The organism is Lentzea sp. NPDC003310 (assembly GCF_040610935.1).
Classification (GTDB): Bacteria; Actinomycetota; Actinomycetes; order Mycobacteriales; family Pseudonocardiaceae; genus Lentzea.
Window position 1 is genome coordinate 24,586 of record NZ_JBEXNC010000030.1, and the last position, 25,301, is coordinate 49,886.

Below are 25,301 nucleotides of genomic sequence, written 5' to 3' on the forward strand. Positions count from 1 at the left end.
TGAGAATGTCCGGCATCACACTCGCCGACTGGCTGCGCGCCCAGGACGACGTCGCTCTCGTCGCGCTGCTGCGCGCGCGCCCCGATCTCGCAACGCCCCCACCTGCCGATATGTCCGTGCTGGCCACGCGGGTGGGCACCAGGGCGTCGATCGCGCGGGCCTGCGAGGACCTCGACACGTTCACGCTGGCGGTCCTCGAGGCCCTGGTCGTGGCGGGTGCGGACGGCGAGCCGGTGGCGTTGCCCACACACCTGCTCGGCCCGGACGTGAAGCCCAAGCCGCTCAAGCAGGCGGTCGCGCGGCTCAGGGCGCTCGCGCTGGCCTGGGGCGAGGACGACGCGCTGTCGGTCCCGCCGGTCACCAGGGAGGCCTTCGGCTCGTTCCCCGGCGGTCTCGGCCGCGGCACCGGCCAGACCTACGACCTCGACGGCATCTCCGAGGGCGAGCAGCGCGTCCTGCAGAAGCTCGCCGCCGGCCCGCCCATCGGCGACACCAAGGACGCCTCCCGCGTCGTGCCGCTGGAGAAGGCCGAGACCCCGGTGCAACGGCTGCTCGCGCGCGGACTGCTGCTGCGGCGCGACCCCGGCACCGTCGAGCTGCCTCGTGAGATCGCTCTCACCCTGCGTGGCGACCGCCCCCTCGGCTCGATCCAGGTCACCGAGCCGAAGCCGAAGACCAGTGCGCTGCGGCAGGCCGACGTCGACGCCACCGGAGCGGGCGAGGCGCTGGAGCTCGTCCGGCACGTCGAGAACCTGATCGCGAGCTGGTCCGCCGAACCGCCGCCGGTACTGCGGACCGGCGGCCTGGGCGTCCGCGAGCTGCGCAAGGCAGCCAAGGACCTCGACGTCGACGAACGGCGCGCGGGCCTGCTGATCGAGCTGGTGGTCGGCGCGGACCTGGTCGCGAACACCGAGGCCGCCGAACCCGAGTGGGTGCCGACGACCAAGGCCGACGTCTGGCTCGCCGCGACCACCGAGGTCCGCTGGGCCACGGTCGCGCACGCCTGGCTCGACCTGCCGCGGCTGCCCGCCCTGATCGGCCGCCGCGACGAGAAGGACAAGCTCTTCACGCCCCTCGCCGACGAGATCCGGCGCGCGCAGGCGCCGCGGGACCGCCGCTGGGTGCTCGACGCGCTGGCCGCGTTCCCCAAGGGCACCGCGATCGCGAACCCCGCCGACCTGGCCGCGCTGCTCGGCTGGCGGGCTCCGCGCCGGGGCGGCCGGCAGCGCGACGAACTGGTCCGCTGGACGGTCGAGGAGGGCACCGCGGTCGGCGTGCTCGCCCTCGGCGCGATCACGGGCGCGGGCCGCGCGCTGCTCGACGAGGGGCCCGGCCACGCCGCGAAGTCCCTCGGCGACGCCCTGCCCGCGCCGCTCGACCACGTCCTGGTGCAGGCAGACCTCACCGTGGTCGCCCCCGGCCGCCTCGAACCCGAGCTCGCGGACGAGATGGCGCTGGTCGCGGACGTCGAGTCCGCCGGCAGCGCCACGGTGTACCGGATCAGCGAGGCCTCCGTCCGGCGCGCCCTCGACGCCGGCCGCACCGCCGACGACCTGCAGGAACTGTTCAAGCTGCGGTCGCGAACGCCCGTCCCGCAGTCGCTGAGCTACCTGATCGACGACGCCGCGCGCCGCCACGGCAGGCTGCGCGGCGGTGCGGCGGGCTCGTTCCTGCGCTGCGACGACCCGGTGCTGATCAGCGAGGTCCTCGCGCACCCGGAGGCCGCGCGGCTGGAGCTGCGCCGGATCGCCCCGACCGTGCTGGTCAGCCCGTTGCCGCTGGCCGACGTGCTGGACGGGCTGCGCTCGGCCGGGTTCGCCCCGGCCGCGGAGGGTCCCGACGGCCAGGTCCTCGACCTGCGGCCGGGCGGTCGCCGGACCACTCCGAGGCAGCGGACGGCCCGCAAACCGGCGTCACCCGCCGTGCCCGCCGACGAACGGCTGGGTGAACTCGTCCGGCTGGTCCGCGCCGGTGATCGCGCCGCAGCGACCCCAAGGGGTGAACGCGTGGCCGTTCCCAGCAACCTCGGCGCCGGTCCGTCCGCGACGCTGTCGTTGCTCCAGCAGGCCGCACGGGCGCGCCGCAAGGTGCTCGTGGGGTTCGTCGACTCCCACGGCACGGCGGCACAGCGCGTGATCGAGCCGCACGTCGTCGGGGGTGGAGTGCTGGAGGGCTACGACCACAGCTACGGAGAGGTGCTGAGGTTCCCACTCCATCGCATCACGTCCGCCGCGTTGGTGGACGAGGACTGACGCTCGGTCATCCCCCGGACGGAAAATCGGATCACCCTTGCGTGGCTGTTGCGCGACCTAGCGTCGAGTGGCGTGGACGTACCCGAGACACGTCCACCGACCAAGGAGGTCCTGCGCACATGGCCAGCTCCCGGTGGGCTTTGAGAGCCGCCGCCACCGTCACGACCCTGGCGTTCGCCCTGCCGTTCTCGACGGGCACCGCGAACGCCGACCCGATCCTCGTCCTCTTGCAGGACAACAACGTCAACGCGACGGTGGGGGTGAGCGGCAACGTCGACATGCTCGACGTCGCGGCCGGCGCCCACCTGGCGATCGACACCGGTCCGGGCATCAGCGTCATGACCAACGGTGGCATCCAGGCCGCTCTCGGAGTCGCCGCCCAGGTGGACGCGGGCGTCGGTGCCGAGGTCGAGGTCGACGCCTACGAGTCGGAACTCGAGATCGAGCTCGACGCGGTGGTCGACGCGGAAGTGGAAGTGGAAGGCGTTCTCGACGCCGCGGTGGCAGCTGACACGGACGTCGCTGCCGACGTGAGCGCAACGGACGACGACCGCGCACCCGCTGCCGCGCCTGCCGTCGTGACCGCGGTCGAACCGGTCACGCCGACCGCGGCACCGGTGCCCGCCGCCGTTCCCGCCGAAGTCGCCGATGTCGCCGTGGACGCGTCCGCGGACGTGGCGGCCGAGGTGGACACGGTCGTGGACGCGGGCATCGACGCCGACGTCGACGCGGTCGTCGGCATCGGGGTGGACGGGCACCACCACTGCCACCACCACGGGCTGCTCGACGGCCTGCTGGACATCGGGATCGGCGCCGGGGTCGGCGTGGGAGCCGATGTGGACCTCGGTGACGGAGACGTCGACCTCGGTGCCTTCATCGGTGTCGGCCTGACCATCGGCTAGCGAGACCGCACGGCGAAAGGACCACCGCTTGGACCCACCAGCGAACTGAGTCAGACCGCAACGACGAGGCGAGCGCCGCACCCGAAGGTGGCGCTCGCCTCGTTCAGTTGTGTGCGGTTGTAGCTCCGGCGGAAGGAGTTCAGCCCGCGCGGACGGACATCCACTGGCGCATCGCGTGCTCCACCAGCGTGATGAGCGTCTGCTTCGTCGACTGCCGGTTGCGCGCGTCGCACGTGACGATCGGCACCGACTCGTCGATCGTCAACGCCTCGCGGACGTCCTCCAGCCTGTGGTGGAGGAGGCCGTCGAAGCAGTTGACGCCCACGACGTACGGCAGCTGCCGGTCGTCGAAGAAGTCGATCGAGGCGAACGCGTCGGCCAGGCGGCGGGTGTCGACCAGGACGATGGCGCCGATGGCACCACGGACCAGGTCGTCCCACATGAACCAGAACCGGTGCTGACCCGGTGTACCGAAGAGGTACAGGATCAGGTCGCTGTCGAGCGACACGCGGCCGAAGTCCATCGCGACGGTCGTGGTGACCTTGTTGGGCGTGGCGGAGAGGTCGTCCACCCCCGCGCTGGCCTCGGTCATCACCGCCTCGGTGGTCAACGGGACGATCTCGGACACCGAGCCGACGAACGTCGTCTTGCCCACACCGAAGCCACCCGCCACCACGATCTTGGCGGAGGTCGTCGGCTTCCGTGCGCCCTCGGCGCCCTGGGGACTAGAGCCTGCGAAGCCCACTGAGCACCCTCTCCAGGAATTCCATGGAAGGCCGGTCCCCCACGACCAGACCGCCCTGGTGAATCAAAACCAAACCCATGCTTGCCATGTCGCCGATCAACACCCGCACGACGCCTAGTGGCAAGCGTAGGAGTGCCGCGACCTCGGCCACCGACCGCGTGTCCACACACAGCCCGCAGATCGACCTGTGCTCGGGAAGGACTGCGGCATCCCGTTCGAGGCCCTTTTCGCTGGTGGAGATCAGCGCCTCGATAGCCAGGTCGTAGTCAGGTCGTGTGCGTCCACCGGTGCGTGTGTAAGGCCGCACCAGTGAACCCGAGTCCGCAGAAGCATTCTCCTCCGGACGCACTTGCGGCTGCGCACCGGTGCTGTACGCCGGCTGCGCGCCGGTCGTGTACACCGGGTGCGGGCCGGTCGTGTACGGCAACTGCTCCGGCACCGCGTCCGGCATCTCGTGCTGGCCGAAGAGGTCCGCACCGGGGCCACCGAACAGCCCGGTGCCGTACCCGTCTATGTCGAACCGGTTCGGCACGTCGTCGTACTGGTACGACGACGAGTCGTCCACCTCACGCTGAGACATATCGCCTAGCCCTTGCCCTGTAACTCGCTCATCGTGGGGCGCGTCCTCGGTTTCTTCTGGTTCTTGGGGTATGGCGTCAGGCTCGTCGAACTGGAACCCACCAGAAGCCCACTCCTGGTAGTTGAAGTTCCTACCGAAGCCACGGCCTCTAGCGCCAGATCTACCAGCCATTTGTTCTCACCCCTGAACTTCAGATGAGGTCTACCGACGGACCACACCCTGGAGCTGCGCGCGCAGCTCCGGGGTGAGTTGCTGACCGACTCTCTCCACCAACAGCGTCATCTCGTAGGCCACGAGGCCGATGTCGCAGTTGGGTGCCGCCAGGACGGCAAGGCAAGAGCCGTCACTGATCGACATGAGGAACAGGTAGCCCCGCTCCATCTCGACGACCGTCTGGTTGACCCCGCCTGCTTCGAAGCAGCGGGCAGCACCCTGGGTGAGGCTGACCAGTCCGGACGCGACCGCGGAGAGCTGTTCTGCGCGGTCCCGGGGCAAGCCCTGGGAACCGGCGAGCAACAGCCCGTCCGCGGACACCACAACGGAATGTGCCACACCGGGCACCCTCCGCACGAAGTCGGTGATAAGCCAACCAAAGCTGCCTGGCTGCGCTGCGGTCGTCACTCCTGCTCCTCGTTCTGCCGGCTCGACTGGTCACCAGCGTATGCCTCGATCAATGCGTGCCGGCCTCGCTTGACACCACTCTGCAGGCTCGACATCCGTCCGCGCACCGCGTCGGCGGTGCGGGGCGGCAGCGGCGGGCGCTGCGCTGTCGATGTCAGGGACTGCGGCTTGGGTGCTGCAGATCCTGGCACGAGCTGAGCCTTCGGTGTCCGTTTCGGCAATCCTGCCGTGGTCTTCGTCTCCGGCGTCCTGTTCAACAACGCCTGAGCCGCGTGCCATCCCTCATCGGCTGGCGATTGCCAGGCCGACTCGGAAGTGGGTGCCGCCGCTGGAGTCTCCTCCACAACGGGCTCGGGTTCCACAACTCGCTCCTGCTCGGCGGGTGCGGGTACTTCCTCGACCGCCGGTTGGATCTTCGAGCGCGGCGTGCGCACGGGAAGACCAGCGGCCGACGTGGTGGTGGGTGCCACCGCCGGGACAGGCTTGCGGGTTCGGGTCGGCAGCTCGGGCTCGGGTCCGTCCGACAGCGGCGGGGTCGTCGGGGGCTCGTCGATGTACTCGACAGAGCCCTTGTCCGTCCCGCCGAGCCGCGACTCGACGTGCCCGTTGGTGGCGGCCGGGGAGTCGTCCTCCGCGGCCGAGGGAACCGGCTGGGCCGCCGATGCGGACGTCTCGCTGCCCACGGCCTGGAACCACTGCGACAGGACGGCCTCGTAGATCGGGAGGCGTTCGGTCGGGGCGTCCAGGTCGTGCTCGATCTTCTTGCGCGAGGCCTCCGAGGTCCCGTTGCGGTGACCCATCCCGATGTCGAGACGCCCCTCGCCGTTCGTCACGCCGTTGGACGAGGCGGGCTCGTCCTCGATCGGCGGGATCGGCACGAACTGGGTGGTCTCGTAACCGGGCTCGAAGGAGATCTCGCCGGCTTCCTCGTTGCGGTCCTCGTAGGCCGTGAAGAGCGTGGGCTCGCCGAACGAACCCTCCGGCTCCACCGCCGCGAGCTGGTCGCGGCGCCAGCGCTCGGACGGCGTCACGTCCTCGATCGGCGGGTCGCTGTACACGGGGATCGCGGTCGCGCCCGCGCCGGTGTCCGTGATGGAGCTCGGCACGAAGTTGACCGGGATGCCCGGGTTGCTCGGGCTCGACTCGTCGACGCGCGGCTGCACGCCCGTGGCGCCGCCGAACGCGCCGGCGATGCCGCTGGCCCTCGTCGCGGTGGTGCCGATCTCCGTCGTGTGCTCGGCCGGGGTGATCGGCGCCATCGCGGGCGACGACTGCATCGGCGACGACGGCGACATGCCGAACGCGGAGGCGAGCGAACCGGAACCGGACGGCGGGGTCGAGGCGGGTGCCTGACCGGGGATCGCGGTGAGCGTGTCGGGCACGATCACCAGTGCCGTCGTGCCGCCCTCGATGTCCTCGTTGCCGCGCAGGCGGACCTTGATGTCGTGGCGCTTGGCGAGCCGCGCGACCACGTACAGGCCCATTCGGCGGGAGACGGCGACGTCGACGTCCGGCGGGTCGGCCAGGCGCTCGTTGGCGTCGATGATCTCCTGCTCGCCCATGCCCACGCCGCGGTCCTGGATCTCGATCGCCAGCTCGCCCTTGCGGGTCTTGGCCGTGCGAACGGTGACCTTGGTGACCGGGTCGGAGAACGCCGTGGCGTTGTCCAGCAGCTCGGCGATGAGGTGCACGAGGTCGTTGACCGCGCGGCCCTGGACCGTGAGGTCCGGGGTCTGGCCGACCTGCACGCGGGCGTACTGCTCGACCTCGGAGACCGCGGCGCCGAGGACCTCGGCGGCCGGGACGGGCCGGGTCAGGCGACGCGAGAGGTCCGTACCCGAGAGGACCAGCAGGTTCTCCGAGTTGCGGCGCATGCGGGTCGCGAGGTGGTCGAGCTCGAACAGCGAGGCCAGCTGGTCCGGGTCCTGCTCGTCCTGCTCCAGCCGGTCGATCAGGTTCAGCTGGCGCTCGACCAGGGCCTGAGAGCGGCGGGAGAGGTTGACGAACATCGCGTTGACGTTGTCGCGCAGGAGGGCCTGCTGGGCGGCCAGTCGCACCGCTTCACCGTGCACCGCGTCGAACGCGCGCGCCACCTGACCGACCTCTTCGCGGGTGTGCACCGGCACCGGTTCGACGGCGGTCTTGGCCGCGTCCTCCGGGTTCGGGTCCGCGAGGATCCGCTCGACCGCGTCGGGGAGACCGTGGTCGGCGACGTCGAGGGCGGTGCGGCGCAGCGTGCGCAGCGGGTTGAGGATCGAGCGGGCGACGAACAGCGCCATGAGCAGCGCGAGCGCGAGGATCGCGAGCACGATGCCGGACTCGATGTACGCCCTGGTGCGCGTGCTGCCGGCCAGGTCGTCGGTCTTGTTCTGCAGCTGCTCGACCAGCAGGTTCTCGACGTCGCGCGTCAGGTTGACCGTCAGCGTGGCGGCGATGTCCCACTTCTCGGGCGTGACCTGCGTGAAGTCCTTCGCGCCCGCCTGCTGGTTGATCGCCGATTCCTGCATGTCGTTCGCGTTGTCGACGATCAGGCCGGTGACGGTGTCGTCGTAGATCTTGGCCTGCTCGGGCGTCGCGGACTTGCGGAAGTCGTTGCGGGCCGCTTCGAGCTCGGCGTCCGCGGCCTGCAGGGACCGCAGCTGGGACGGCGTGAACGCCTTGCGCTGGAAGACGTCGAGGAGGATCGCCCGCTTGAGCGACTCCTGCTCCTTGATGCGCGCGATGGCGTTCGTGGTCAGGTGCAGTCGCACCAGTTCCGGGTCGTTGATCTCGGAAATCGTCTGCTCACCGAGGTTGATGAGCGTCTCGATGGACTCCGAGTAGGTGCGCTGGACGGCCTCGGCGGGGTACTGGGTGTCGCGCACCGAGTTGCGGAGGCTGTTCAGGCGGTCGAGCTGCTTGGCCGCGACCTGGAAGCGCTCGACGGCCGTCGAGTTCAGGTCGGAGCTGAGTTCGGCGATCTTGTTGCTGAACGCCTCGCTGGTGTCGTTCACGCGGCGCAGCTGGCGTTCGAGGACGACCCTGTCGACCCTCTTGTTGGACGCCACGTAGCTGACCGACAGGTCGCGTTCGCGCTGCAGCTGCTGCACCAGGTCCGCGACGGCGGTCTCGAGGCGGATCTGGTTCGCGAGGTTGTTGAACTCCGTCGCGTCCTGGAGGTCGGTGCGCACACGCAGACCACCCAGGGCGAGCGCACAGACCGTCGGGATGAGCAGAACGGCGAGCAGCTTCGTGCGCAACCGCCAGTTGCGCAGGCGCCAGCCCGCGGATCGGGCAGATCCTGAACCAGGTGCGGCACCGACGTCGTGCTTCACCGGGTTCGGTGTCACGTCCATCGGTCCGTTACCCAGCGCAGCCAGTCCGTCACCCGATTCGGGCCTTTCGGAGCGTGTGGTGTCACCCACGCCAAACTGGCTGGGACCTCTCTCACGTCGGGCCACTCTGGGCTTCCTCTTCCAGCAGCAGTGTCCCGGTCTCTCCCCAGGACCGAGCATGGACTCGTCAAACGGGCCGAATTGCAGCACAGAGGTCGTTCGCCCGGTGAGGCGCCCTACCCCGTCTGAAGACACGTAGGTCTACTACGACCTGTGCCACCCGAGCCGGAAGGGTAATGGGCACCCCCGGTGTTGGGGAAGTCTCCAGAAGCACTCACCGTATCGAGATGGGGTGTCGTTTCATACGTTCAGGTGGTTAACATCCCCGGTTGTCGGCACACCCCACGTCCGTTCGAACTCGCAGTTCGGACTGCGGACGCCCTGGTCTGTGGTGACACTCACTGATCAATTCGAAGCTACTCAAGGCCTACCGGCGAGAGGTGCCATGGCTACCCGAGCCACAGCGTTGCGGCTGTCCGCAGTGCTCATCACGTGCGTCCTGACCGCGAGCTGCGGCCTGTTCGGAAGTTCGTCGAACGGCGGCAACGCGGACGTGGAACGCAACGTCATCCGCATCGGCGTGCTGCCGGTCGTCGACGTGGCCCCGTTGCGGATCGCGCTGAACGAGAAGCTGTTCGAGAAGGCCGGACTGCAGGTCAACCTGGTCACCCAGCCCACCGAGGCCGACGCCATCAAGCAGCTGGACACCACGCTCGACCTCACCTGGGCGACGCACGTCAGCCTCTTCCGCGCGGTGGCCGAGGGCACCGAGCTGCAGCTGCAGGGCGAGGCCTACCAGGCCGGCCCGAACTCGATGGCACTGGTGTCGAAGGCGGACTCGGACTACGACGACCCCGGCAAGAAGTCCACGCCGACCATCGCCGTGAACAGCGAGACCGACATCGGCGCGCTGACCACGCGTGCCGTGCTGGACACCGCCGCGGTCGAGAAGCAGAAGATCAAGTTCCGGTCGATGCCGTTCGCCGACATGGAGGCCGCGCTCACGGCGGGCACGGTCGACGCGGCGTTCATGATCGAGCCCTTCATCACGAAGGCGCAGCGCAAGATCGGCGCGAAGATCGTCACCGACACCGCTCGCGGCCCGACACTGGACTTCCCGATGTCCGGCTACGCGTCGTCGAAGAAGTTCGCCGAGGCGAACCCGAAGACGCTGAAGGTGTTCCGCGACGTGCTCCGCCAGGCCCAGCAGCGCGCGCAGGCCAACAAGCTCGCCGTGCAGGACTCGCTGACCAGCTACGCGGATGTCGACGCCTCGACCGCGGCCCTCGTGTCGGTCGGCACGTTCCCGCTGTCGCTGAACCCGATCCGGCTCCAGCGCGTGGCCGACATGATGGACACCGAGGACGTGCTGTCCGGTCGTCTGGACGTGCAGCAGCTGTTGCCGCCGGGCACGACGAATTAGTTGCCTGAAGGCATGAGAAAAGGCGGGCCGGAATCACCGGCCCGCCTTTTCTCGTCCGGTCACTGTCCGCCAGCGGCCGATATGCAGTAAGTGAGACCCGGAGCCGGTTCGGTGTAGGAAATGGCCGTCGCCTCACCGCAGTCCGCGGTGCCGGACTTGACGACCTTCTCGACCTTCAGCACCTTCTGGACGGCGGCCGGACTCGTGCCCTTCGAACAGTCGACGGGCTTCATGCCCTCCATGTTCATCTTCACGAGCTCTTCCTGGTAGCACTTGCCTTCTTCGAGCTTCTCGACGAGGCAGAGCTTCAGCGACGAGGTGCGCCGGCCGGACTCGGTGTACTCGGCGTAGTCCTCGCTCGGGCACGCCTCCGACGTCGACTTCATGGCCTTGGCGATGATGTAGTTCGCCTCGGCCGAGCCGCAGTCGACCTTCTTGTACTTCGGGCTGAACGTGGTGCCCGTGACGCTCGCGCAGTCGCCCGGCTTGGCCGACGGCTCGGTGATGCTGCTCAGGCCACCGCTGATCAGGGCCTTCACCAGGATGCCGACGCCCACCAGGACGACGATGCCGATGATCGAACCGATGATCTTGCCCGCGCCGCTCTTCTTGGGCGGCGGGCCGTACGGCATCGGCTGGCCTAACGGCTGGCCGGGAGGCGGCCCGTACTGGCCGGGCTGCTGGGCGTAGGGGTCACCGGGCTGGCCGGGGTAGCCCTGCTGGGGCGGGGGTCCGTAGGGGCCGGGCTGGCCGGGTTGCTGGCCGTAGGGCTGCTGGCCGTAGGGCTGCTGCGGCTGTCCACCGGGAGGCGGCCCGTAGGGCCCTGGCTGCTGGGGGTAGTTGGGGTCGGTCACTGGATTCCTCTCGGATGAGTCACGCGAAAGACAGCGAAACCGGAGCCGTGGATCACGACTCCGGTTTCATCAGGTCAACGCCTGCTACGCGGGTGCACCGACGCAGTAGTTGAGCTTGACCTCGGGGTACGTGTACGCCGATTCCCCCTCGGCGCACTGCGGCGCGGCCGCTTCCTTGACGACCTTGGTCACCTTCATGGCGGTCGACACGGAGCAGTCGACGGCCTTGACGTCCATCGTCGTGGCGGCTTCGTCGTAGCACTTGCCCTCGGCGAAGAGGGGCGCGATGCACAGCCTGGTGCTCGGGCCGCGCTTCACCTTCTGGCTGATCTCCGCGTACGAGTTGTTCGCGCAGCTCTCGTTGGCCGCCAGCGTCTTGCCGATCGTGTAGGTCGCGTCGGCAGAACCGCAGTCCACGACCTTGTACTCGGGCGCGGTGGTCGGCCCGGAGACGACGGCGCAGTCCCCGACCTTCGCCTGCGCGACGTCGCTGGTGAAGTAGTTGAACGCGTAGAACGCGCCACCGACGACGATCAGGCCGACGATGTAGGTCAGGATCCGCTTGCCGATGCTCGCCTTCTTCGGCGCGGACTCCTTGGTGGGCTCCGGCGCGGACGCGGGCGAAGCGGATTCAGTCGTGCTCATTGCGGTTCTCTCATTTCCCAATACCCCAGATGGCCCATGCCCCCCGACACAGCCGGAGCAGAGAGTGCCACGCAGCGCTAAAAAGCGCCGGGGTTTTACGGAAACGTTACGACCGGTTGGATGATCTAAGAGGCTGACCGTCAGTGGACGATCACGGAGAGTCCGTAGATGACGACGGCCGCGCCGAGCAACGTGAGGACGTAGGGCAGCGCCCGCCGGCCGAGGCTCTTCCTGGGCGCGGACGGCTCGTCGATGATCACGCCGCGCAGCGTTCCACGTGGACGGTCGCGAGTGGAGCGGTTTCGCGTCAAACGTGAGAAGGCCCGCGTTACTGCTTCTGGTCGCCGCGCTCGAGGCAGAAGGTGATCGCGGGCTCCGGGAACACCGCGGCGCGCTGGGTGCCGCAGGCGGTCTGGTCGGCCTTGCCGCTGACGACCTTGGCGACCTTCACCGAGTCCTTCGCGGTGCAGTCGACCTTCGCGATGCCGGCTTCGGAGTCCTGGCCGTAGCAGGCGCCCTCGACGAAGTTCGGCATGAGGCACAGCGTGGCGTCGCCCGTGTACGTCGAGTAGTCCATGCCGCCGGACGGGCAGGTCTTCTCGTTCCAGTCGAGCACCTTGGCGATCTTGACGTTCGCCTGCTCGGACCCGCAGTCGAGCGCCTGGTAGGTCGGGTTGTCGAGCGCGCCGGAGATGCGCGCGCAGTCGCCCGCGCGCGCCGCCTTCGCCACGTCGCCCAGCTGGTTCATCACGAACCCGCCGAGCAGGACGAGCGCGAGGACAACGGCGAAACCCAGGCCGACCTTCTTCATGGCCTGGGTATCGGCGTCAGCAGGGGGTGAACTCAACCGAGTTCACCCGATCAGGATCCTTCGTGGACACCCATGCAGTAGACCGAGGCCGGCTCGCTGAACCGCAGCTCGCTCGAGCCCTCGGGGCACACGGAGCCCTCCTCGGGCAGCCCGTCGACCTTCTTCACGATCTTGACCGGCGAGTCCTTCGTGCACGCTTCCTTCTTGAAGGCGCCGTCGTCGCTCGAGGTGTAGCAGTTGCCCTCGGCGAGGTTCGGCATCAGGCACATCGACTTGTCGCTGCCCGACTGCATCTGCTCGTAGATGCCCTCGGTGGGGCACTGGTCCTCGGCGTTCTGCAGGACGGCGGCGACCCGGTGCGTGGCGGAGGGGTCGTCACAGCTCTGCGTGGAGATGTTCCAGTCACCGTCCGGCTTGTCCACGTCCTTCGGCGAGGCGCTCACGCAGTCGCCGACCCCGGTGGTGTTGAGGGCGGTGAGCCCCCACACGCCGGCGCCGACCAGGACGACCGCCAGCACGCCGACGATCACGAACTTCAGCCAGCCGTTCTTCGTGGGCGTCTCGCCGGTCTCGGCCTCGTCCGGTACCGGGGTCACCACGGCCGGCGGCTCGACGGGATCAGTCGACTCGGTGCTCATGGGCGAGAACGTACGACACGACGTGTTGGCTTCGTGTGTCGCCTCACAGTTGTCGTCACCAGTTGACGCAGGTCGAACGCATTTGGCGTCGTCAGGGAGACTTGTGGGCGTGACCGATGGCCCTTTGATCGTCCAGTCGGACAAGACGCTGCTGCTCGAGGTCGACCACCCGCTCGCCGACGACGCGCGCACGTCCATCGCGCCGTTCGCCGAGCTGGAGCGGGCTCCCGAGCACGTGCACACCTACCGCGTGACGCCGCTCGCCCTGTGGAACGCGCGGGCCGCCGGACACGACGCCGAGCAGGTGGTCGACGCCCTGGTGCGGTTCAGCCGCTACCCGGTGCCGCAGCCGCTGCTGGTGGACGTGGTCGACACGATGAGCCGGTTCGGCCGGCTGGTGCTCACCAACAACCCGGCGCACGGGCTGGTGCTGCACTCCAACGACCGCGCGGTGCTCGAGGAGGTGCTGCGCAACAAGAAGATCGCGCCGATGTTCGGGGCGCGCATCGACGACGACACCGTCATCGTGCACCCGAGCGAGCGCGGCCGCCTCAAGCAGCTCCTGCTCAAGGTCGGCTGGCCGGCCGAGGACCACGCCGGGTACGTCGACGGCGAGGCGCACCCGATCGAGCTGGAGGAGGACGGCTGGAAGCTGCGCGACTACCAGCGCCTCGCGGCCCAGGCGTTCTGGGCGGGCGGCTCCGGTGTCGTCGTGCTGCCGTGCGGCGCGGGCAAGACGCTGGTCGGCGCGGCGGCGATGGCCGAGGCGCAGGCGACCACGTTGATCCTGGTCACGAACACCGTGGCGGGGCGGCAGTGGAAGCGGGAGCTGATCGCCCGCACGTCGCTCACCGAGGAGGAGATCGGCGAGTACTCGGGCGAGCGCAAGGAGATCCGCCCGGTCACGATCGCGACCTACCAGGTGATCACCCGCAAGTCGAAGGGCGAGTACAAGCACCTGGAGCTGTTCGACTCGCGCGACTGGGGCCTGATCGTCTACGACGAGGTCCACCTGCTGCCCGCGCCGGTGTTCCGGATGACCGCGGACCTGCAGTCGCGCCGCCGGCTCGGCCTCACCGCGACGCTGGTGCGCGAGGACGGCCAGGAGGGCGACGTGTTCTCGTTGATCGGCCCGAAGCGCTACGACGTGCCGTGGCGCGACATCGAGGCCCAGGGCTGGATCGCGCCGGCCGAGTGCACCGAGGTCCGCGTGACGCTGACGGACAACGAGCGCCTGCAGTACGCGACCGCCGAACCCGAGGAGCGCTACAAGCTCTGCTCGACGGCCCGCACCAAGATCCCGGTGGTGCGCCGCGTGCTGGAGCAGCACCCCGACGAGCCGGCACTCGTGATCGGTGCTTACCTGGACCAGCTCGACGAGCTGGGCGAGGAGCTGGGGGCGCCGGTGATCAAGGGGTCCACGAAGAACAAGGAGCGCGAGGAGCTGTTCGACCGGTTCCGGCGCGGTGAGCTGCGCACGCTCGTGGTCTCGAAGGTCGCGAACTTCTCCATCGACCTGCCCGAGGCGTCCGTGGCCATCCAGGTCTCCGGCACGTTCGGCTCGCGCCAGGAGGAGGCCCAGCGCCTCGGCCGCATCCTGCGTCCCAAGGGCGACGGCCGCCAGGCGCACTTCTACTCGGTGGTCGCCCGCGACACCCTCGACACCGACTACGCCGCCCACCGCCAGCGGTTCCTCGCCGAGCAGGGCTACGCCTACAAGATCGTCGACGCCGACGACCTCGTCGGATGACGACCTGGTGGATGTGGAACCCGGCCGGCACCGCCCCCGCGCGGCGGTTCCGATCGGAGGAAGCACTCGCCAGGTCGGCCGCGGACGCGCAGGTGGTCAGGTCGAGCGACTTCACCTGCCCCGCCCAGCGCCGCCGGGCCACCGCGGTGCGGTCGGACTTCCTGCGGGTCGCCGGCGATCCGGTGCAGGTGGCGCTGGTCGAGCAGCGGCTGTGGGCGTTGCTCGTGGCGCTGCGCCGGGTCCAGCCGCTGCGGGACGCGCTGGCCGCGGCGGTGCCCCGGGCGGGGCGGGCGGCGCTGGTGGCGGAGCCGTCGCGGGAGCTCGCGGAGTTCGACCGGCGGTTCGACCGGTTCGCGGACGCGCTGCGGGTGCTGGTGTCGGACCCGACGCCGGAGCAGCTGCGGCACACGGCGGCCCTGGACTAGGCCGCATCCCGGAAGTTCGTCCGGTGGCAGGCGCGGGCGAGACCCCCGGAGACGGCGCCACTGCCGCCCGACGGACTTCCGGGCCGCGGCCTAGCGCCGGTCTTTCAGCGCAGGCCGATCAGGGCCGGGATCTCCGCCACGCTCGGCAGCAGGTGCGTGTGCCGTGCCGCGCCCAGCTGCTCGGCCGTCTGGCTGCCGCTGAGCACCCCGACCACGAACCCCGCGCCGGCGTTCGTGCCCGCCTCCAGGTCCCTCGTCGTGTCCCCCGCCGTCAGCACACGCCGGACGTCCCGCACGCCGGTCAGCTCCATCGCGCGGTGGATCATGTAGGGCGCCGGCCGGCCCGCCTCGACGTCGTCGACGCAGACCACCGCGTCCAGCACGCCCTCCTGCCAGCCCAGGACGTCGAGCAGGCCGTCCACCACCGTCCGGTCGAAGCCGGTCGTGAGCGCGACCTTGATGCCGTTGTCGCGCAGGACCGCCAGCGCTTCCGGCACGCCCGGCATCGGCGTCGGCGGCGTGTCGGCGTAGTGCTTGGCCAGTCGTGCGCGGAAGTCCTGGACCTCGGTGTCCACTTCGGACCTGCCGAGCATGGCCGCGATCGCCTCGCGCTTGTCGGCGCCCATCCACCTGCCCACGTCGTTCGCGGAGCCGCCCGCGGCGGTCACCGTGTCCGCCAAGGCCCGGTAGACCAGGCCGTGTTCCTCCACGGTGGTGCCGGCGATGTCCAGCGCGACGAGGTCGATCACGACGCCCTCCAGTCCCGCAGCAGCGCCGGGTGCGCCTGCTGGGAGTTCTCGATCGAGAAGCTGACCATGTCCGGCCGGTAGCGGTCGTCGGAGTACTCGACCGGCCGTCCGTCCACTCCGGACGCTCGACGCCGTTCCCGCAGCAGTGGTGATCCCAGCGGGACGTCCAGGAGCTCCGCGTCCGTCTCGTCGGCCGCCACGGCGTCGATCTGGTGCCGGGCAACGGTCATGTCCACGCCTTGCTCGGCGAGGTGTGCGTAGAGGGAGCCGCTGTCGCAGTCGAAGTCGAACAGCAGGCGGCCCACCGGTTCCACGAACGTGGTGCGTTCCAGCATCGTCGGCCGCCCGTCGATGCTCCGCTGCCTCAGCAGCTGCACCACCGGGGTGCCCTCGTCGAGCTGCAGGGCGTCGGCGATGTCGGCGTCGGCCGGGCGCCGGGCGATCTCCAGCGTGCGCTGACCGGGCACGTGCCCCAGTCCCGCCGCCCAGCTCGAGAACGACAGGAACGTCTCGAACGGCTGCGACAACGTGTGCCGGCGCACCACCGCGGGCTTGCCTCGGCCGCCGCCGATCATGCCCTCGGCGCGGAGCGAGGTGAGGGCCTGCCGGACCGGCGCCCGCGAGGCGTTCCACTGCGCGCTCAGCTGCGACTCGGACGGCACCGCGTCCCCGACGGCCAGGTCACCGGAGGCGATCCGGCGGCGCAGGTCGGCCGCTATGCGCTCGTGCAGAGGCATGTCCATGGCGCCCACCATACATGTCATAACAAGTCTTAACTCGCGGTGAACAGTTCAGTCGCGGCGTTGCGTTCTGGTCTTGTCGACGCTCATCGTTCTTGTCATGACAAGTGTGGACCTGGTGGTCGTCGGCGCGGGGGTCGTGGGGCTCGCGCACGCCTGGCACGCGGTGCGGCGGGGGTTGTCCGTCGCCGTGGTCGAGCGGGACGAGCGCGCGGTCGGGGCTTCGGTGCGCAACTTCGGGCACGGGTGCTTCACCGCCCAGGACGGGGTGGCGTTCTCGTACGCGATGGCCGCTCGGGCGGAGTGGGTGGCGCTGGCCCGGGAGGCCGGGTTCTGGTTGCGCGAGTCCGGTTCGGTGGTCGTGGCTCGGGCCGAGGACGAGGTGGAGGTGCTGCGGGAGTTCGCCGAGATCCGCGATGTCGAATTGTTCAACAATCCTGGTGTGGGATCGTTCAACGATCCCACACCAGGATTGTTGAACAATCTTTTTGAAGGATCGTTGAACGATCCCTCGAGCGCACGACGCACGGCGCTGCGACCGCCGACCCGCACCACAGGTGGACGCCACGTCCCCGGCACCGCCCGCCTCCCCCTCGACGTCCCCGGCACCGCCCGCCTCCCCCTCGACGTCCCCGGCGCCGCGCGCCTCCCCCTCGACATCCTCGGTGCCGCGCGCCTTCCCCTCGACATCCGCGTCAACCCACGCGAGGCCGTCCACGCGATCGCCGGACTCCTGGCCGCCCGAGGCGTCACCTTCCACTGGTCCACCAACGTGCTCACCGTCGAACCGGGCCTCGTCCGCACGTCCCGAGGCGAGATCAGGTGCAGGACGACGGTGGTCGCGGTCGGCCACGACGTCGACAGGTTCTTCCCGGACCTCGCCGAACAACACGAAGTCCAGCGCTGCCAGCTGCGCATGCTCCGGGTGGCCCACGACGGCGTGGTCGACCCGGCCGTGCTGACCGGGTTCTCGATGCTGCGCTACGACGCGTTCAAGCACTGCCCGAGCCTCACCAACGTCCGCGACCGCCTCACCGCAGACCACCCCGAGCTCGTCGCGGCCGGGCTGAACCTCATGTTCACCCAGCTTCCCGACGGCTCGCTCACCATCGGCGACACCCACCACTACGGCCGCACCATCGAGCCGTACCGGACGGAGGAGCTGGACGACCTGGTGCTCGCCGAGACGGCGCGCTTGCTGGGCGTCCGGGAACTCCGCGTCCTCGAACGCTGGCGCGGCGTCTACGCGTCGGCCCCAGAACCCTTCCTGACCGCGACGCCCGCGCCTCTCACCAGGGCTGTCTCGGTCACCTCCGGCATCGGCATGACCACCGCGCTCGGCCTTGCCCCGGCCGTGCTCGACGACCTCCTCCAGGAGATGTGATGAGAACCCTCAGCGTCGTCCTCTCCGCGACACTCGCGTTGACCGCCTGTGGCACAACGACTTCTGCCAGCAACACGGATTGCCCGAACGGCAAGGTCCGGTTCGGCGTCGAGCCGTACGAGGACCCCGCGAAGCTCAAGCCCGCGTACGAGGTGCTCGCGCAGGCGTTGAGCGGCAAGCTCGGGTGCGAGGTCGAGCTGCAGGTCGTCGACGACTACGCGGCCGAGGTGCTGGCCATGCGCAACGGCAAGCTGGAGATCGCGCAGTTCGGACCGCTCGGGTACGTCTTCGCGTCGCAGAAGGCCAGGGCGGAGCCTGTGGTGTCGTTCGCGGACGGGGCCGGGAAGCTCACCAGCTACACCGCCGGCATCTGGGTCGCCAAGGACTCGCCCGTGCAGAAGATCGAGGACCTCAGGGGCAAGTCGCTCGCGTTGAGCAGTGTCGGTTCGGCCTCCGGGGACGCGCTGCCCCGGTACGGGCTGAAGAAGCACAACGTGAGCGACGTCAAGCTCGACTACGCGGGCGGGCACCCCGAGGCCATGTTGTCGCTGATCAACGGCAAGGTCGACGCGGCCGAGATCAACAGCCAGCAGCTCGCGACGGCGAAGGCGGCCGGCACGTTCGACGAGTCGCGGTTCCGCCAGGTCTGGAGGTCCGAGCCGATCCCGAACGACCCGATCACGGTGCGTGGCGACCTCGATCCCGCCTTCAAGGGCAAGGTGCGCAAGGCCTTGCTGGAGCTCTCGCCCGCCGACGTCGCGAAGGTCGGGGCGTTCCTCGACGTCACACCGCCCGGTCCGCTCGTCGAGGTCGGCAACGACACGTACAAAGTGCTCTTCGACCTCGCGGCCACCCTGGGGCTCAAAGAAGAGGACGTCTGATGCTCGCCATCCGCGGCTTGCGCAAGGCGTTCGGCGGCCGCACCGTGCTGGACGGGTTCGACCTCTCGGTCGAGGGCGGCGAGTTCGTGGCGCTGCTCGGGCCGAACGGGTCGGGCAAGTCCACGGCGTTGCGGTGCGTGGTCGGGCTGGAGACGCCGGACGGCGGCGAGATCGAGGTCGGCGGGAGCGCCGCGATGGTGTTCCAGAAGATCCACCTCGTCGGGCGGCGGAGTGCTCTCGACAACGTGTGTTCCGGTGCGCTGGGGCGGCTTCCGCTGCGCCGCTCGCTCTTCTTCCCGCAGGCGGTGCGGGAGGAGGCGATGGCCTGTCTGGAACGGGTCGGGCTCGCCGACCGCGCGCTGGACCGGTGTGCCCGGCTCTCCGGCGGGCAGCAGCAGCGTGTGGCGATCGCGCGGGCGTTGTGCCAGCGCGCCAACGTGATCCTCGCCGACGAACCCGTCTCGGCGCTCGACCCGCGGTCCGCCGTGCAGGTGATGGAGTTGCTGGAAACCCTGGCACGCGAGGGAAAGGCCGTCGTGGCGGTGCTGCACCAACCCGAGCTGGCGCGGACGCACGCGCGGCGGATCGTCGAGATGGGGGTGGCGGCGTGACGCGGGTTCCGGCTCGTCCACGGCCCTCCACCGCCGTGTGGATCGGCGTCGCGGTGCTGGTCGTGGTGCACGTCCTGGCCTGGCAGGCCACGGAGTTCTCCCCCGCCGCGCTGGTCGCGGGCTGGGAGGGCATGGCCGACTTCCTGGGCGAGTCGTTGCCGCCGGACCTCTCGGTGCTCGGGAAGTCGTTGGAAGCAGCGGTGATCACGCTCTACATCGGACTACTCGGCACCACGTTCTCGATTCCGTTCGCGCTGGTGCTGGCGCTCACGGCGTCCAGGGCGACCACCTCGGCGGCGTGGGCGCGGCAGGCTTCCCGTGCGGTGCTGTCGTTCCTGCGGTCGGTGCCGGACGTGGTGTTCGCGCTGGTCTTCGTCACGGCGGTGGGGCTCGGGCCGTTCGCGGGCGTGCTGGCGCTGGTGTTCCACAACACCGGTGTGATGGGCAAGCTCTGGGCCGAGGCGATGGACGAGAGCGACCGCGGTCCGCGCGACGCGCTCGCGGTGACGGGTGCGTCCGGGCCGCAGATCGCGCTGCACGCCGTGCTCCCGACCGTGTTGCCCTCCCTCGCGGGGCTGCTGCTCTACCGGCTGGACGTGAACGTGCGGTCGTCGCTCGTGCTCGGTCTGGTGGGCGCGGGCGGGATCGGCTTCCTGATCAACCAGTCGATCAAGCTGTTCCGGTTCGACGAGATGGTCACGCACATCCTCGTGGTGCTGCTCCTGGTGGTCGCAGTCGACCAGGCCTCCGGGTGGGTGCGGCGGCGACTGGGCACTTGACCTGCGCACGAGCGGCCGTTACGCAACGATGACGTCTCACGCACGTCCCCATGAGACCCGTCGGGAAGGCTGGAGGCATGCCGCGCGTACTGCTGATCGAGGACGACGAGGCGGTCCGCGAGGGACTGTCGCTGGCCCTGACCTACCAGGGGCACACCGTGGACGCGGTGCGCACGGGCGAGGAAGGCCTCGAGCTGCTGGGCAGCGTCACGCCCGACGTCGTCGTGCTGGACCTCATGCTGCCGGGCGTGGACGGGTTCGAGGTGTGCCGCCGCATCCGCGCGACCGGTGAGCTCCCGATCATCATGCTGACCGCGCGCAACGACGACATCGACGTGGTCGCGGGGCTGGAGGCCGGCGCGGACGACTACGTGGCCAAGCCGGCGCAGGCCCGCGTGCTGGAGGCGAGGATCCGCGCGGTGCTGCGCCGCTCGTCCGCCCCGGTCACCGAGGTCGTGGCCGAGCGGCACGGCGACCTGACGATCGATCGCGACGGCCTGGTCGTGACGCGGCTGGGCAGGCCGGTCTCGCTGGCGCCGACGGAACTGCGGTTGCTGCTGGAGCTCTCGTCGTCGCCGGGCCGGGTGATGTCGCGGCAGCAGTTGCTGAGCGCGGTGTGGGACCAGGGTTACCTCGGTGACTCGCGGCTGGTCGACGCGTGCGTGCAGCGGCTGCGGTCGAAGATCGAGGACGACCCGGCCGCGCCCGTGTACGTGCAGACCGTGCGGGGCTTCGGCTACCGGTTCGGGCCGCTGTGACGCTCCGGCTGCGGCTGCTGCTGGCGTTCGCACTGCTCACCGTCGTGACCGCGGCGGCCGTCGCCGGCGCAGGGTACGTGCGGGCGCGCGACGCGATCGTGCAGCGCGCGCAGGACAACGCCGTCATCGAGACCACGAGCCGCGTCGAGCAGCTCTACCCGCTGCCCGCGCGGGCGGTGGACGCCGCCACGCTGGAACGGGTCGCCGCGCGCGTCTCGGGCCGCGAGGGTTCGGCGATCGCCTACAGCAGCGGGACCTCCGCCGGAGGCATGGACCCGTCGGTGATCACGGCGGAGCTGCGGTCGCTGGTGGACTCCGGACGGGTCGGCTGGCAGCGCGTCTCGTACGCGGACAGCGTGTGGCTCGTCGTCGGCATGCAGCTGCGGACCTCGGACGGCGAGCCGTCGGGCATCGAGGTGTACGTGCTGCGGCCGTTCACGTCGGAGATCGCGTTCGTCGACGAGCTGGCGCGCAACGCGTGGCTGATCGGCGGCGCCGTGCTCGTGCTGGCGCTGGGCCTGGGTCTGCTGGCGGCACGGGGCGTGCTGCGTCCCGTCCGGGAGCTGCAGCTCGCCGCCTGGCAGCTCGGGCAGGGCGACCTGTCCGCACGGGTGCCGGTGCGCGGGCGGGACGAGCTGGCGTCCGTCGCGACGACCTTCAACAGCACGGCCACCTCCCTCGAACACCACGTGGGCGAGCTGCGGCGGATGGAGGCGGACGCGCGGAGGTTCGTCGCGGACGTGTCGCACGAGCTGCGGACCCCGCTGGCCGCGATGACGGCCGTGACCGACGTGCTGGACGCCGAGACCGCGGCGCTGCCGGGCGTGGCGGGGCAGGCCGCGCGGCTCGTGAACCGCGAGACGCTGAACCTGACGAGGCTGGTGAACGACCTGATCGAGGTCACCCGGTTCGACTCGGGCACGGCCGCGCTCGCGCTCGACGACGTGGACGTGGCCGACGTCGTGCGGACCTGCCTGCGGATGAGGGGCTTCGCGGACGTGTCGGCGACGCTGCCGGAGGGTGTGCGGGCGCGGCTCGACCCGAGGCGGCTGGACGTGATCGTGGCGAACCTGGTCGGCAACGCGCTGCGGCACGGCTCGCCGCCGGTGTCGCTCGCGCTGTCGGTGGCGGGCTCGTCGCTCGTGATCCAGGTGGCGGACCGCGGGCCGGGGTTGCCCGACGAGGTGTTGCCGCACGTGTTCTCGCGGTTCTACAAGGCGGACTCGGCTCGGGGGCGGTCGGAGGGGTCGGGGCTCGGGCTGGCGATCGCCTGGGAGAACGCGCGGTTGCACGGCGGGACGCTGGAGGCGGGGAACCGGCCCGACGGCGGGGCCGTGTTCACGCTGCGGTTGCCGCTGGGTGGTGCGGCGTGAGGCCGAAAACCCCGCGCCGGCTCACCCTGGCGCTGCTCCTCCTCTCCGTCCTCGCCCTCTTCACCGCGTGCGGCATCCGCCCCACCGACCCGATCCCGGGCCTCGCCGCCCCCACCGGCCCCGTCGAGAACGCCTCGCCGTCCCTCTTCTGGGCCTCCGGCGGCCGCGTCGTCCCGGTCCCGAGGCCGCAGGGCAGCCTGAGCGGGTTCGACGTCGTCGCCCTGCTCGCCCAGGGGCCGACGAACGCCGAGCAGTCGCGCGGGCTCACCACCGAGGTGCCGTTCGACGCCGCGCCCGCCACCGTGGACCGGGTGGCGAGCGGCCTCGACGTCAACCTGTCGAGCGACGTGTCGCAGCTCAGCCCCACCGCGGTGCAGCAGATCGTGTGCACGTTGCTGGCCGTGCAGCCGGTCGGGTCCGTGAACCTGCGCGGGGGCGGGCATTCGCTGGAGTTCCAGAAGTGCGCTTGAATCGGCGGTGTGCACGTCTACTCCATCCCGATGCGCGCGCGGTTCCGCGGCATCACGCGGCGGACCGGTTTGTTGTTCGAGGGGCCGGCCGGGTGGGGTGAGTTCTGCCCGTTCGAGGAGTACGACGACGACGAGGCCGCGGCCTGGCTCGCCTGTGCGCTCGAAGCCGCCAACGACGGGTGGCCCGCGCCGCTGAGGGACCGCATCCCGGTCAACTGCACGGTTCCCGTGGTCAGTCCGGAGAAGGCGCACGAGATCGTCACGCGCTCCGGGTGCTCCACCGCCAAGGTCAAGGTCGCCGAGTCGACGCTCCACGACGACTGCGCGCGGCTTGAGGCCGTGCGGGACGCGTTGGGGCCGAGGGGCTCCATCAGGGTCGACGCCAACATGATGTGGGACGTCGACACCGCCGTCACGGCGATCAAGGCCATGGACAGGGCCGTCGGCGGGCTCCAGTACGTGGAACAGCCGTGTCGCACGTTGGACGAGCTCGCGGCGGTGCGCCGGAGGGTGAGCACGCCCATCGCCGCGGACGAGTCGATCCGCAAGGCAGAGGACCCGTTGAAGGTGGCGGTGTCGGGGGCCGCGGACATCGCGGTGATCAAGGTGGCGCCGCTCGGTGGGGTGCGGAAGGCGTTGGAGGTCGCCGAGGCGTGCGGGTTGCCGTGCGTGGTGTCGTCGGCGTTGGAGACGTCGGTCGGGATGGCGGCCGGGGTCGCGCTGGCGGCGGCGCTGCCGACGCTCGACTACGCGTGCGGGCTGGCCACCCTGCAGTTGCTGGACGGGGACGTCACGAGCGACTCGTTGCTGCCGCAGGACGGCTACCTGCCCGTGCTCACCAAGGCGCCGGTGCCGGACCGCATCGCCGAGTTCGACACGCAGGACCAGGCCTGGATCGACCGGTACGAGCGGGTGCTCACCCGATGAGCTGCTCCAGCTCGATCCTCAGGTGCACCGGCGCGTCCACGTAGACGCCGTCCTCCAGTCGTAACGAGGTCAGCGAGAGCGGCGCCAGGTCGACGATCCAGTACGACCGGATACCCGCCTGCGCGTACTCGAGGCGTTTGGCCTGGCAGTCGGTGTAGCGCGAGTGCGGCGACAGCACCTCGACCGCCACCACGACATCTGCGGCTTTGAGCAGGTCGGCGCGCTTGCGGGGGCACACGACCAGGTCCGGGCGCCGGACGAAACCGGGTCCGTCCGACGGCCCCAGCCCCAGGTCCACGTCCAGCGCGTACACGACCTCCAGCTCACCGGGGAGCTGCGCGGCGATCTGCGTGATCAGGTTGCCGCAGGCGTAGTTGTGCGCGGGGAGCCCGGCGGGCGACGGGACGAGACGGCCCTCGACGAGCTCGGCGCGGCCGGGTTCGCCCAGCGCGGTGTACTGGGCGACGGTGAGCGGATCGGTCACGGAACCCACCGTCGCACATGGAAGAGCTCTACGGCTTGCCGCGCTTCAGGCCCTGCTCGGCCGCCCCCAGGCTGAACACGATCCCCTCGGTCCGGTCGATCGCCTGCGTCCGCCGCTCCGAGGCCGGCACCCGCGTCAGGTCCACGAGCCGGATCGGCGGCCCCAGCTCGACCAGCGTGGGCGTGTAGGTCGCCTCGACCACCGACCAGCCGGCCGCGCCCTGTTCGAACCGGAAGCGCGCGACCACGCCCTCCTCGGTCACCCCGCGCGGTTCGGCGTGCCGGGCCACCTCGTTGCCGAGGCCGTACGCGACCCACTTGTTCCCGATCTTCTCGAACGGCTGCACGACGTGCACGTGCGTGCCGATGATCAGGTCCAGGGCCGGGTCGGCCAGCAACTGGCGAGCCAGCGCCTTCTGGTCCGCGGTGGCCTCGTGCTGGTACTCGTTGCCCCACTGCACGGACAGCACGACGACCTCGGCGCCGGCGGCACGGGCGGCGCGGGCGTCGGCGAGGATCTTGTCGGCGTTGATCTGGTTCGCGCGCCACGGCTGGGGCAGCGGAATCCCGTTGAAGCCGTACGTGAACGACAGCTGCGCGACCTTCACCCCGCCCGCGTCCAGGATCAGCGGGGCCGCCGACTCCTCCTGCGTGCGGAACGAGCCGGTGTGCTTGAGGCCGACGGCGTCCATCGCGTCGAGCGTCGTGGTGATGGCCGAGACGCCCCGGTCCAGCGTGTGGTTCGAGGCGGTCGAACAAGAGTCGTAGCCCACGTCGACCAGGCCCTTCGCCACCTCGGGCGGCGCGAGGAACGCCGGGTAGCCGAAGAACGGGCCTTCCTTGGGACCGAGCGGCACCTCGAGGTGGCACAGGGAGAGATCGGCCTTCAGCGTCTCCTTGATCCCCGAGAACAACGGCAGGTAGTCGCGCCCGGCCGCGCCCCCGTCGGCCACGGCCTGGTCGGTCAGCGCCGGGTGGATCAGGATGTCGCCGCCCGCGGTCAGCGTGAACGAACGCGCCGGCGGCGGCCCCTGGGACGTGGACGCCGGCGGAGGTGGCGGAGTCGAGGTGACCACCACGGGCGAGCCGGTGCACCCGGACAGCAGAAGGCCGGTGGCCAGCACGG

General features: G+C 70.3%; 25 protein-coding genes. 13 read left to right on the top strand and 12 right to left on the bottom strand.

Going from position 1 to position 25,301, the window contains the following annotated elements; translation table 11 throughout:
- Positions 1 to 5 precede the first annotated feature (5 nt).
- Together ABZX02_RS41195 and ABZX02_RS41200 are read left to right on the top strand one after the other, a co-directional pair.
- Entirely contained in the window at positions 6 to 2,252 is a 2,247-nt protein-coding gene (locus ABZX02_RS41195) for a helicase-associated domain-containing protein (protein WP_355307105.1), read from the top strand.
- 119 nt (positions 2,253 to 2,371) lie between these two features.
- Positions 2,372 to 3,154 (top strand): hypothetical protein, encoded by a 783-nt coding sequence (locus ABZX02_RS41200; protein ID WP_355307107.1) that lies wholly within the window; start codon positions 2,372 to 2,374, stop codon positions 3,152 to 3,154.
- A gap of 139 nt (positions 3,155 to 3,293) precedes the next feature.
- On the opposite strand, the gene ABZX02_RS41205 is transcribed toward ABZX02_RS41200, so the two are convergent.
- From ABZX02_RS41205 to ABZX02_RS41220, 4 genes are read right to left on the bottom strand one after another with little or no spacing between them, the layout of a single operon-like run.
- A complete protein-coding gene (locus tag ABZX02_RS41205) occupies positions 3,294 to 3,899 on the bottom strand; it encodes an ATP/GTP-binding protein (RefSeq protein WP_030470877.1) in 606 nt (201 codons plus the stop codon).
- Positions 3,880 to 4,650 carry a DUF742 domain-containing protein gene (locus ABZX02_RS41210; RefSeq protein ID WP_355307109.1) on the bottom strand — a complete coding sequence of 257 codons (771 nt, stop codon included), beginning with the start codon at positions 4,648 to 4,650 and terminating at the stop codon, positions 3,880 to 3,882. Before ABZX02_RS41210 ends, ABZX02_RS41205 begins: the two co-directional genes overlap by 20 nt.
- A 30-nt stretch (positions 4,651 to 4,680) precedes the next feature.
- Positions 4,681 to 5,100 (bottom strand): roadblock/LC7 domain-containing protein, encoded by a 420-nt coding sequence (locus tag ABZX02_RS41215; protein ID WP_030470879.1) that lies wholly within the window; start codon positions 5,098 to 5,100, stop codon positions 4,681 to 4,683.
- Positions 5,097 to 8,435 carry a nitrate- and nitrite sensing domain-containing protein gene (locus ABZX02_RS41220; RefSeq protein WP_355307111.1) on the bottom strand — a complete coding sequence of 1,113 codons (3,339 nt, stop codon included), beginning with the start codon at positions 8,433 to 8,435 and terminating at the stop codon, positions 5,097 to 5,099. Before ABZX02_RS41220 ends, ABZX02_RS41215 begins: the two co-directional genes overlap by 4 nt.
- Positions 8,436 to 8,919: 484 nt before the next feature.
- Here ABZX02_RS41220 and ABZX02_RS41225 point away from each other — a divergent pair, with 484 nt between their 5' ends.
- Positions 8,920 to 9,897 carry an ABC transporter substrate-binding protein gene (locus ABZX02_RS41225; RefSeq protein WP_355307113.1) on the top strand — a complete coding sequence of 326 codons (978 nt, stop codon included), beginning with the start codon at positions 8,920 to 8,922 and terminating at the stop codon, positions 9,895 to 9,897.
- A gap of 59 nt (positions 9,898 to 9,956) precedes the next feature.
- Here ABZX02_RS41225 and ABZX02_RS41230 read toward each other — a convergent pair whose 3' ends face one another.
- From ABZX02_RS41230 to ABZX02_RS41245, 4 genes are all read right to left on the bottom strand, one after another.
- Complete coding sequence (locus ABZX02_RS41230) at positions 9,957 to 10,751, bottom strand: hypothetical protein (RefSeq protein WP_355307115.1); 795 nt, start codon at positions 10,749 to 10,751, stop codon at positions 9,957 to 9,959.
- 84 nt (positions 10,752 to 10,835) lie between these two features.
- A complete protein-coding gene (locus ABZX02_RS41235; protein WP_355307117.1) occupies positions 10,836 to 11,396 on the bottom strand; it encodes a hypothetical protein in 561 nt (186 codons plus the stop codon).
- 328 nt (positions 11,397 to 11,724) lie between these two features.
- On the bottom strand, positions 11,725 to 12,207 hold the full coding sequence (locus ABZX02_RS41240) for a hypothetical protein (RefSeq protein WP_355307119.1): 483 nt from the start codon (positions 12,205 to 12,207) through the stop codon (positions 11,725 to 11,727).
- Between the two features lie 50 nt (positions 12,208 to 12,257).
- Positions 12,258 to 12,845, bottom strand: coding sequence for a hypothetical protein (locus ABZX02_RS41245; RefSeq protein WP_355307120.1), 588 nt, complete (start codon positions 12,843 to 12,845; stop codon positions 12,258 to 12,260).
- A 109-nt stretch (positions 12,846 to 12,954) separates the two neighbouring features.
- Between ABZX02_RS41245 and ABZX02_RS41250 the strand changes: the two genes are divergently transcribed.
- Positions 12,955 to 14,595, top strand: coding sequence for a DNA repair helicase XPB (locus tag ABZX02_RS41250; RefSeq protein WP_355307122.1), 1,641 nt, complete (start codon positions 12,955 to 12,957; stop codon positions 14,593 to 14,595).
- Positions 14,592 to 15,020, top strand: coding sequence for a hypothetical protein (locus ABZX02_RS41255; protein ID WP_355307124.1), 429 nt, complete (start codon positions 14,592 to 14,594; stop codon positions 15,018 to 15,020). Before ABZX02_RS41250 ends, ABZX02_RS41255 begins: the two co-directional genes overlap by 4 nt.
- A 104-nt stretch (positions 15,021 to 15,124) precedes the next feature.
- On the opposite strand, the gene ABZX02_RS41260 is transcribed toward ABZX02_RS41255, so the two are convergent.
- Together ABZX02_RS41260 and ABZX02_RS41265 are read right to left on the bottom strand one after the other, a co-directional pair.
- Entirely contained in the window at positions 15,125 to 15,769 is a 645-nt protein-coding gene (locus tag ABZX02_RS41260) for a phosphonatase-like hydrolase (RefSeq protein ID WP_355307126.1), read from the bottom strand.
- Complete coding sequence (locus tag ABZX02_RS41265) at positions 15,766 to 16,512, bottom strand: GntR family transcriptional regulator (RefSeq protein ID WP_355307128.1); 747 nt, start codon at positions 16,510 to 16,512, stop codon at positions 15,766 to 15,768. Before ABZX02_RS41265 ends, ABZX02_RS41260 begins: the two co-directional genes overlap by 4 nt.
- 97 nt (positions 16,513 to 16,609) lie before the next feature.
- On the opposite strand from ABZX02_RS41265, the gene ABZX02_RS41270 reads away from it, so the two are divergent.
- The 8 genes from ABZX02_RS41270 to ABZX02_RS41305 all read left to right on the top strand — a co-directional run bounded on the left by ABZX02_RS41270 (position 16,610) and on the right by ABZX02_RS41305 (position 23,692).
- The gene (locus ABZX02_RS41270) at positions 16,610 to 17,893 is read left to right on the top strand and encodes an FAD-dependent oxidoreductase (RefSeq protein ID WP_355307130.1); all 1,284 of its coding nucleotides are present in this window, start codon (positions 16,610 to 16,612) and stop codon (positions 17,891 to 17,893) included.
- Positions 17,893 to 18,774, top strand: coding sequence for a phosphate/phosphite/phosphonate ABC transporter substrate-binding protein (locus ABZX02_RS41275; protein ID WP_355307132.1), 882 nt, complete (start codon positions 17,893 to 17,895; stop codon positions 18,772 to 18,774). Before ABZX02_RS41270 ends, ABZX02_RS41275 begins: the two co-directional genes overlap by 1 nt.
- Positions 18,774 to 19,385, top strand: coding sequence for an ATP-binding cassette domain-containing protein (locus ABZX02_RS41280; protein ID WP_355307134.1), 612 nt, complete (start codon positions 18,774 to 18,776; stop codon positions 19,383 to 19,385). The genes ABZX02_RS41275 and ABZX02_RS41280 overlap by 1 nt, the downstream gene beginning before the upstream one ends.
- Positions 19,382 to 20,164, top strand: a complete 783-nt coding sequence (gene phnE / locus ABZX02_RS41285) for a phosphonate ABC transporter, permease protein PhnE (RefSeq protein WP_355307135.1) — start codon at positions 19,382 to 19,384, stop codon at positions 20,162 to 20,164. Before ABZX02_RS41280 ends, phnE begins: the two co-directional genes overlap by 4 nt.
- A gap of 77 nt (positions 20,165 to 20,241) precedes the next feature.
- Positions 20,242 to 20,922 (top strand): response regulator transcription factor, encoded by a 681-nt coding sequence (locus ABZX02_RS41290; protein WP_355307137.1) that lies wholly within the window; start codon positions 20,242 to 20,244, stop codon positions 20,920 to 20,922.
- Positions 20,919 to 22,295 (top strand): HAMP domain-containing sensor histidine kinase, encoded by a 1,377-nt coding sequence (locus ABZX02_RS41295; protein WP_355307139.1) that lies wholly within the window; start codon positions 20,919 to 20,921, stop codon positions 22,293 to 22,295. The genes ABZX02_RS41290 and ABZX02_RS41295 overlap by 4 nt, the downstream gene beginning before the upstream one ends.
- The gene (locus tag ABZX02_RS41300) at positions 22,292 to 22,765 is read left to right on the top strand and encodes a GerMN domain-containing protein (protein WP_355307141.1); all 474 of its coding nucleotides are present in this window, start codon (positions 22,292 to 22,294) and stop codon (positions 22,763 to 22,765) included. The genes ABZX02_RS41295 and ABZX02_RS41300 overlap by 4 nt, the downstream gene beginning before the upstream one ends.
- A gap of 9 nt (positions 22,766 to 22,774) precedes the next feature.
- On the top strand, positions 22,775 to 23,692 hold the full coding sequence (locus ABZX02_RS41305) for an o-succinylbenzoate synthase (protein ID WP_355307143.1): 918 nt from the start codon (positions 22,775 to 22,777) through the stop codon (positions 23,690 to 23,692).
- On the opposite strand, the gene ABZX02_RS41310 is transcribed toward ABZX02_RS41305, so the two are convergent.
- A complete protein-coding gene (locus ABZX02_RS41310) occupies positions 23,682 to 24,176 on the bottom strand; it encodes a Uma2 family endonuclease (protein ID WP_355307145.1) in 495 nt (164 codons plus the stop codon). The genes ABZX02_RS41305 and ABZX02_RS41310 overlap by 11 nt on opposite strands.
- A gap of 28 nt (positions 24,177 to 24,204) precedes the next feature.
- On the bottom strand, positions 24,205 to 25,299 hold the full coding sequence (locus ABZX02_RS41315) for a CapA family protein (RefSeq protein WP_355307147.1): 1,095 nt from the start codon (positions 25,297 to 25,299) through the stop codon (positions 24,205 to 24,207).
- Between the last annotated feature and the right edge of the window lie 2 nt (positions 25,300 to 25,301).

Coding starts and splice junctions, on each gene's coding strand:
- ABZX02_RS41195 (WP_355307105.1), top strand. CDS start 6: ATGTCCGGCATCACACTCGCCGACTGGCTGCGCGCCCAGGACGACGTC.
- ABZX02_RS41200 (WP_355307107.1), top strand. CDS start 2,372: ATGGCCAGCTCCCGGTGGGCTTTGAGAGCCGCCGCCACCGTCACGACC.
- ABZX02_RS41210 (WP_355307109.1), bottom strand. CDS start 4,650: ATGGCTGGTAGATCTGGCGCTAGAGGCCGTGGCTTCGGTAGGAACTTC.
- ABZX02_RS41220 (WP_355307111.1), bottom strand. CDS start 8,435: ATGGACGTGACACCGAACCCGGTGAAGCACGACGTCGGTGCCGCACCT.
- ABZX02_RS41225 (WP_355307113.1), top strand. CDS start 8,920: ATGGCTACCCGAGCCACAGCGTTGCGGCTGTCCGCAGTGCTCATCACG.
- ABZX02_RS41235 (WP_355307117.1), bottom strand. CDS start 11,396: ATGAGCACGACTGAATCCGCTTCGCCCGCGTCCGCGCCGGAGCCCACC.
- ABZX02_RS41240 (WP_355307119.1), bottom strand. CDS start 12,207: ATGAAGAAGGTCGGCCTGGGTTTCGCCGTTGTCCTCGCGCTCGTCCTG.
- ABZX02_RS41245 (WP_355307120.1), bottom strand. CDS start 12,845: ATGAGCACCGAGTCGACTGATCCCGTCGAGCCGCCGGCCGTGGTGACC.
- ABZX02_RS41255 (WP_355307124.1), top strand. CDS start 14,592: ATGACGACCTGGTGGATGTGGAACCCGGCCGGCACCGCCCCCGCGCGG.
- ABZX02_RS41265 (WP_355307128.1), bottom strand. CDS start 16,512: ATGGACATGCCTCTGCACGAGCGCATAGCGGCCGACCTGCGCCGCCGG.
- ABZX02_RS41270 (WP_355307130.1), top strand. CDS start 16,610: ATGACAAGTGTGGACCTGGTGGTCGTCGGCGCGGGGGTCGTGGGGCTC.
- ABZX02_RS41275 (WP_355307132.1), top strand. CDS start 17,893: ATGAGAACCCTCAGCGTCGTCCTCTCCGCGACACTCGCGTTGACCGCC.
- ABZX02_RS41280 (WP_355307134.1), top strand. CDS start 18,774: ATGCTCGCCATCCGCGGCTTGCGCAAGGCGTTCGGCGGCCGCACCGTG.
- ABZX02_RS41290 (WP_355307137.1), top strand. CDS start 20,242: ATGCCGCGCGTACTGCTGATCGAGGACGACGAGGCGGTCCGCGAGGGA.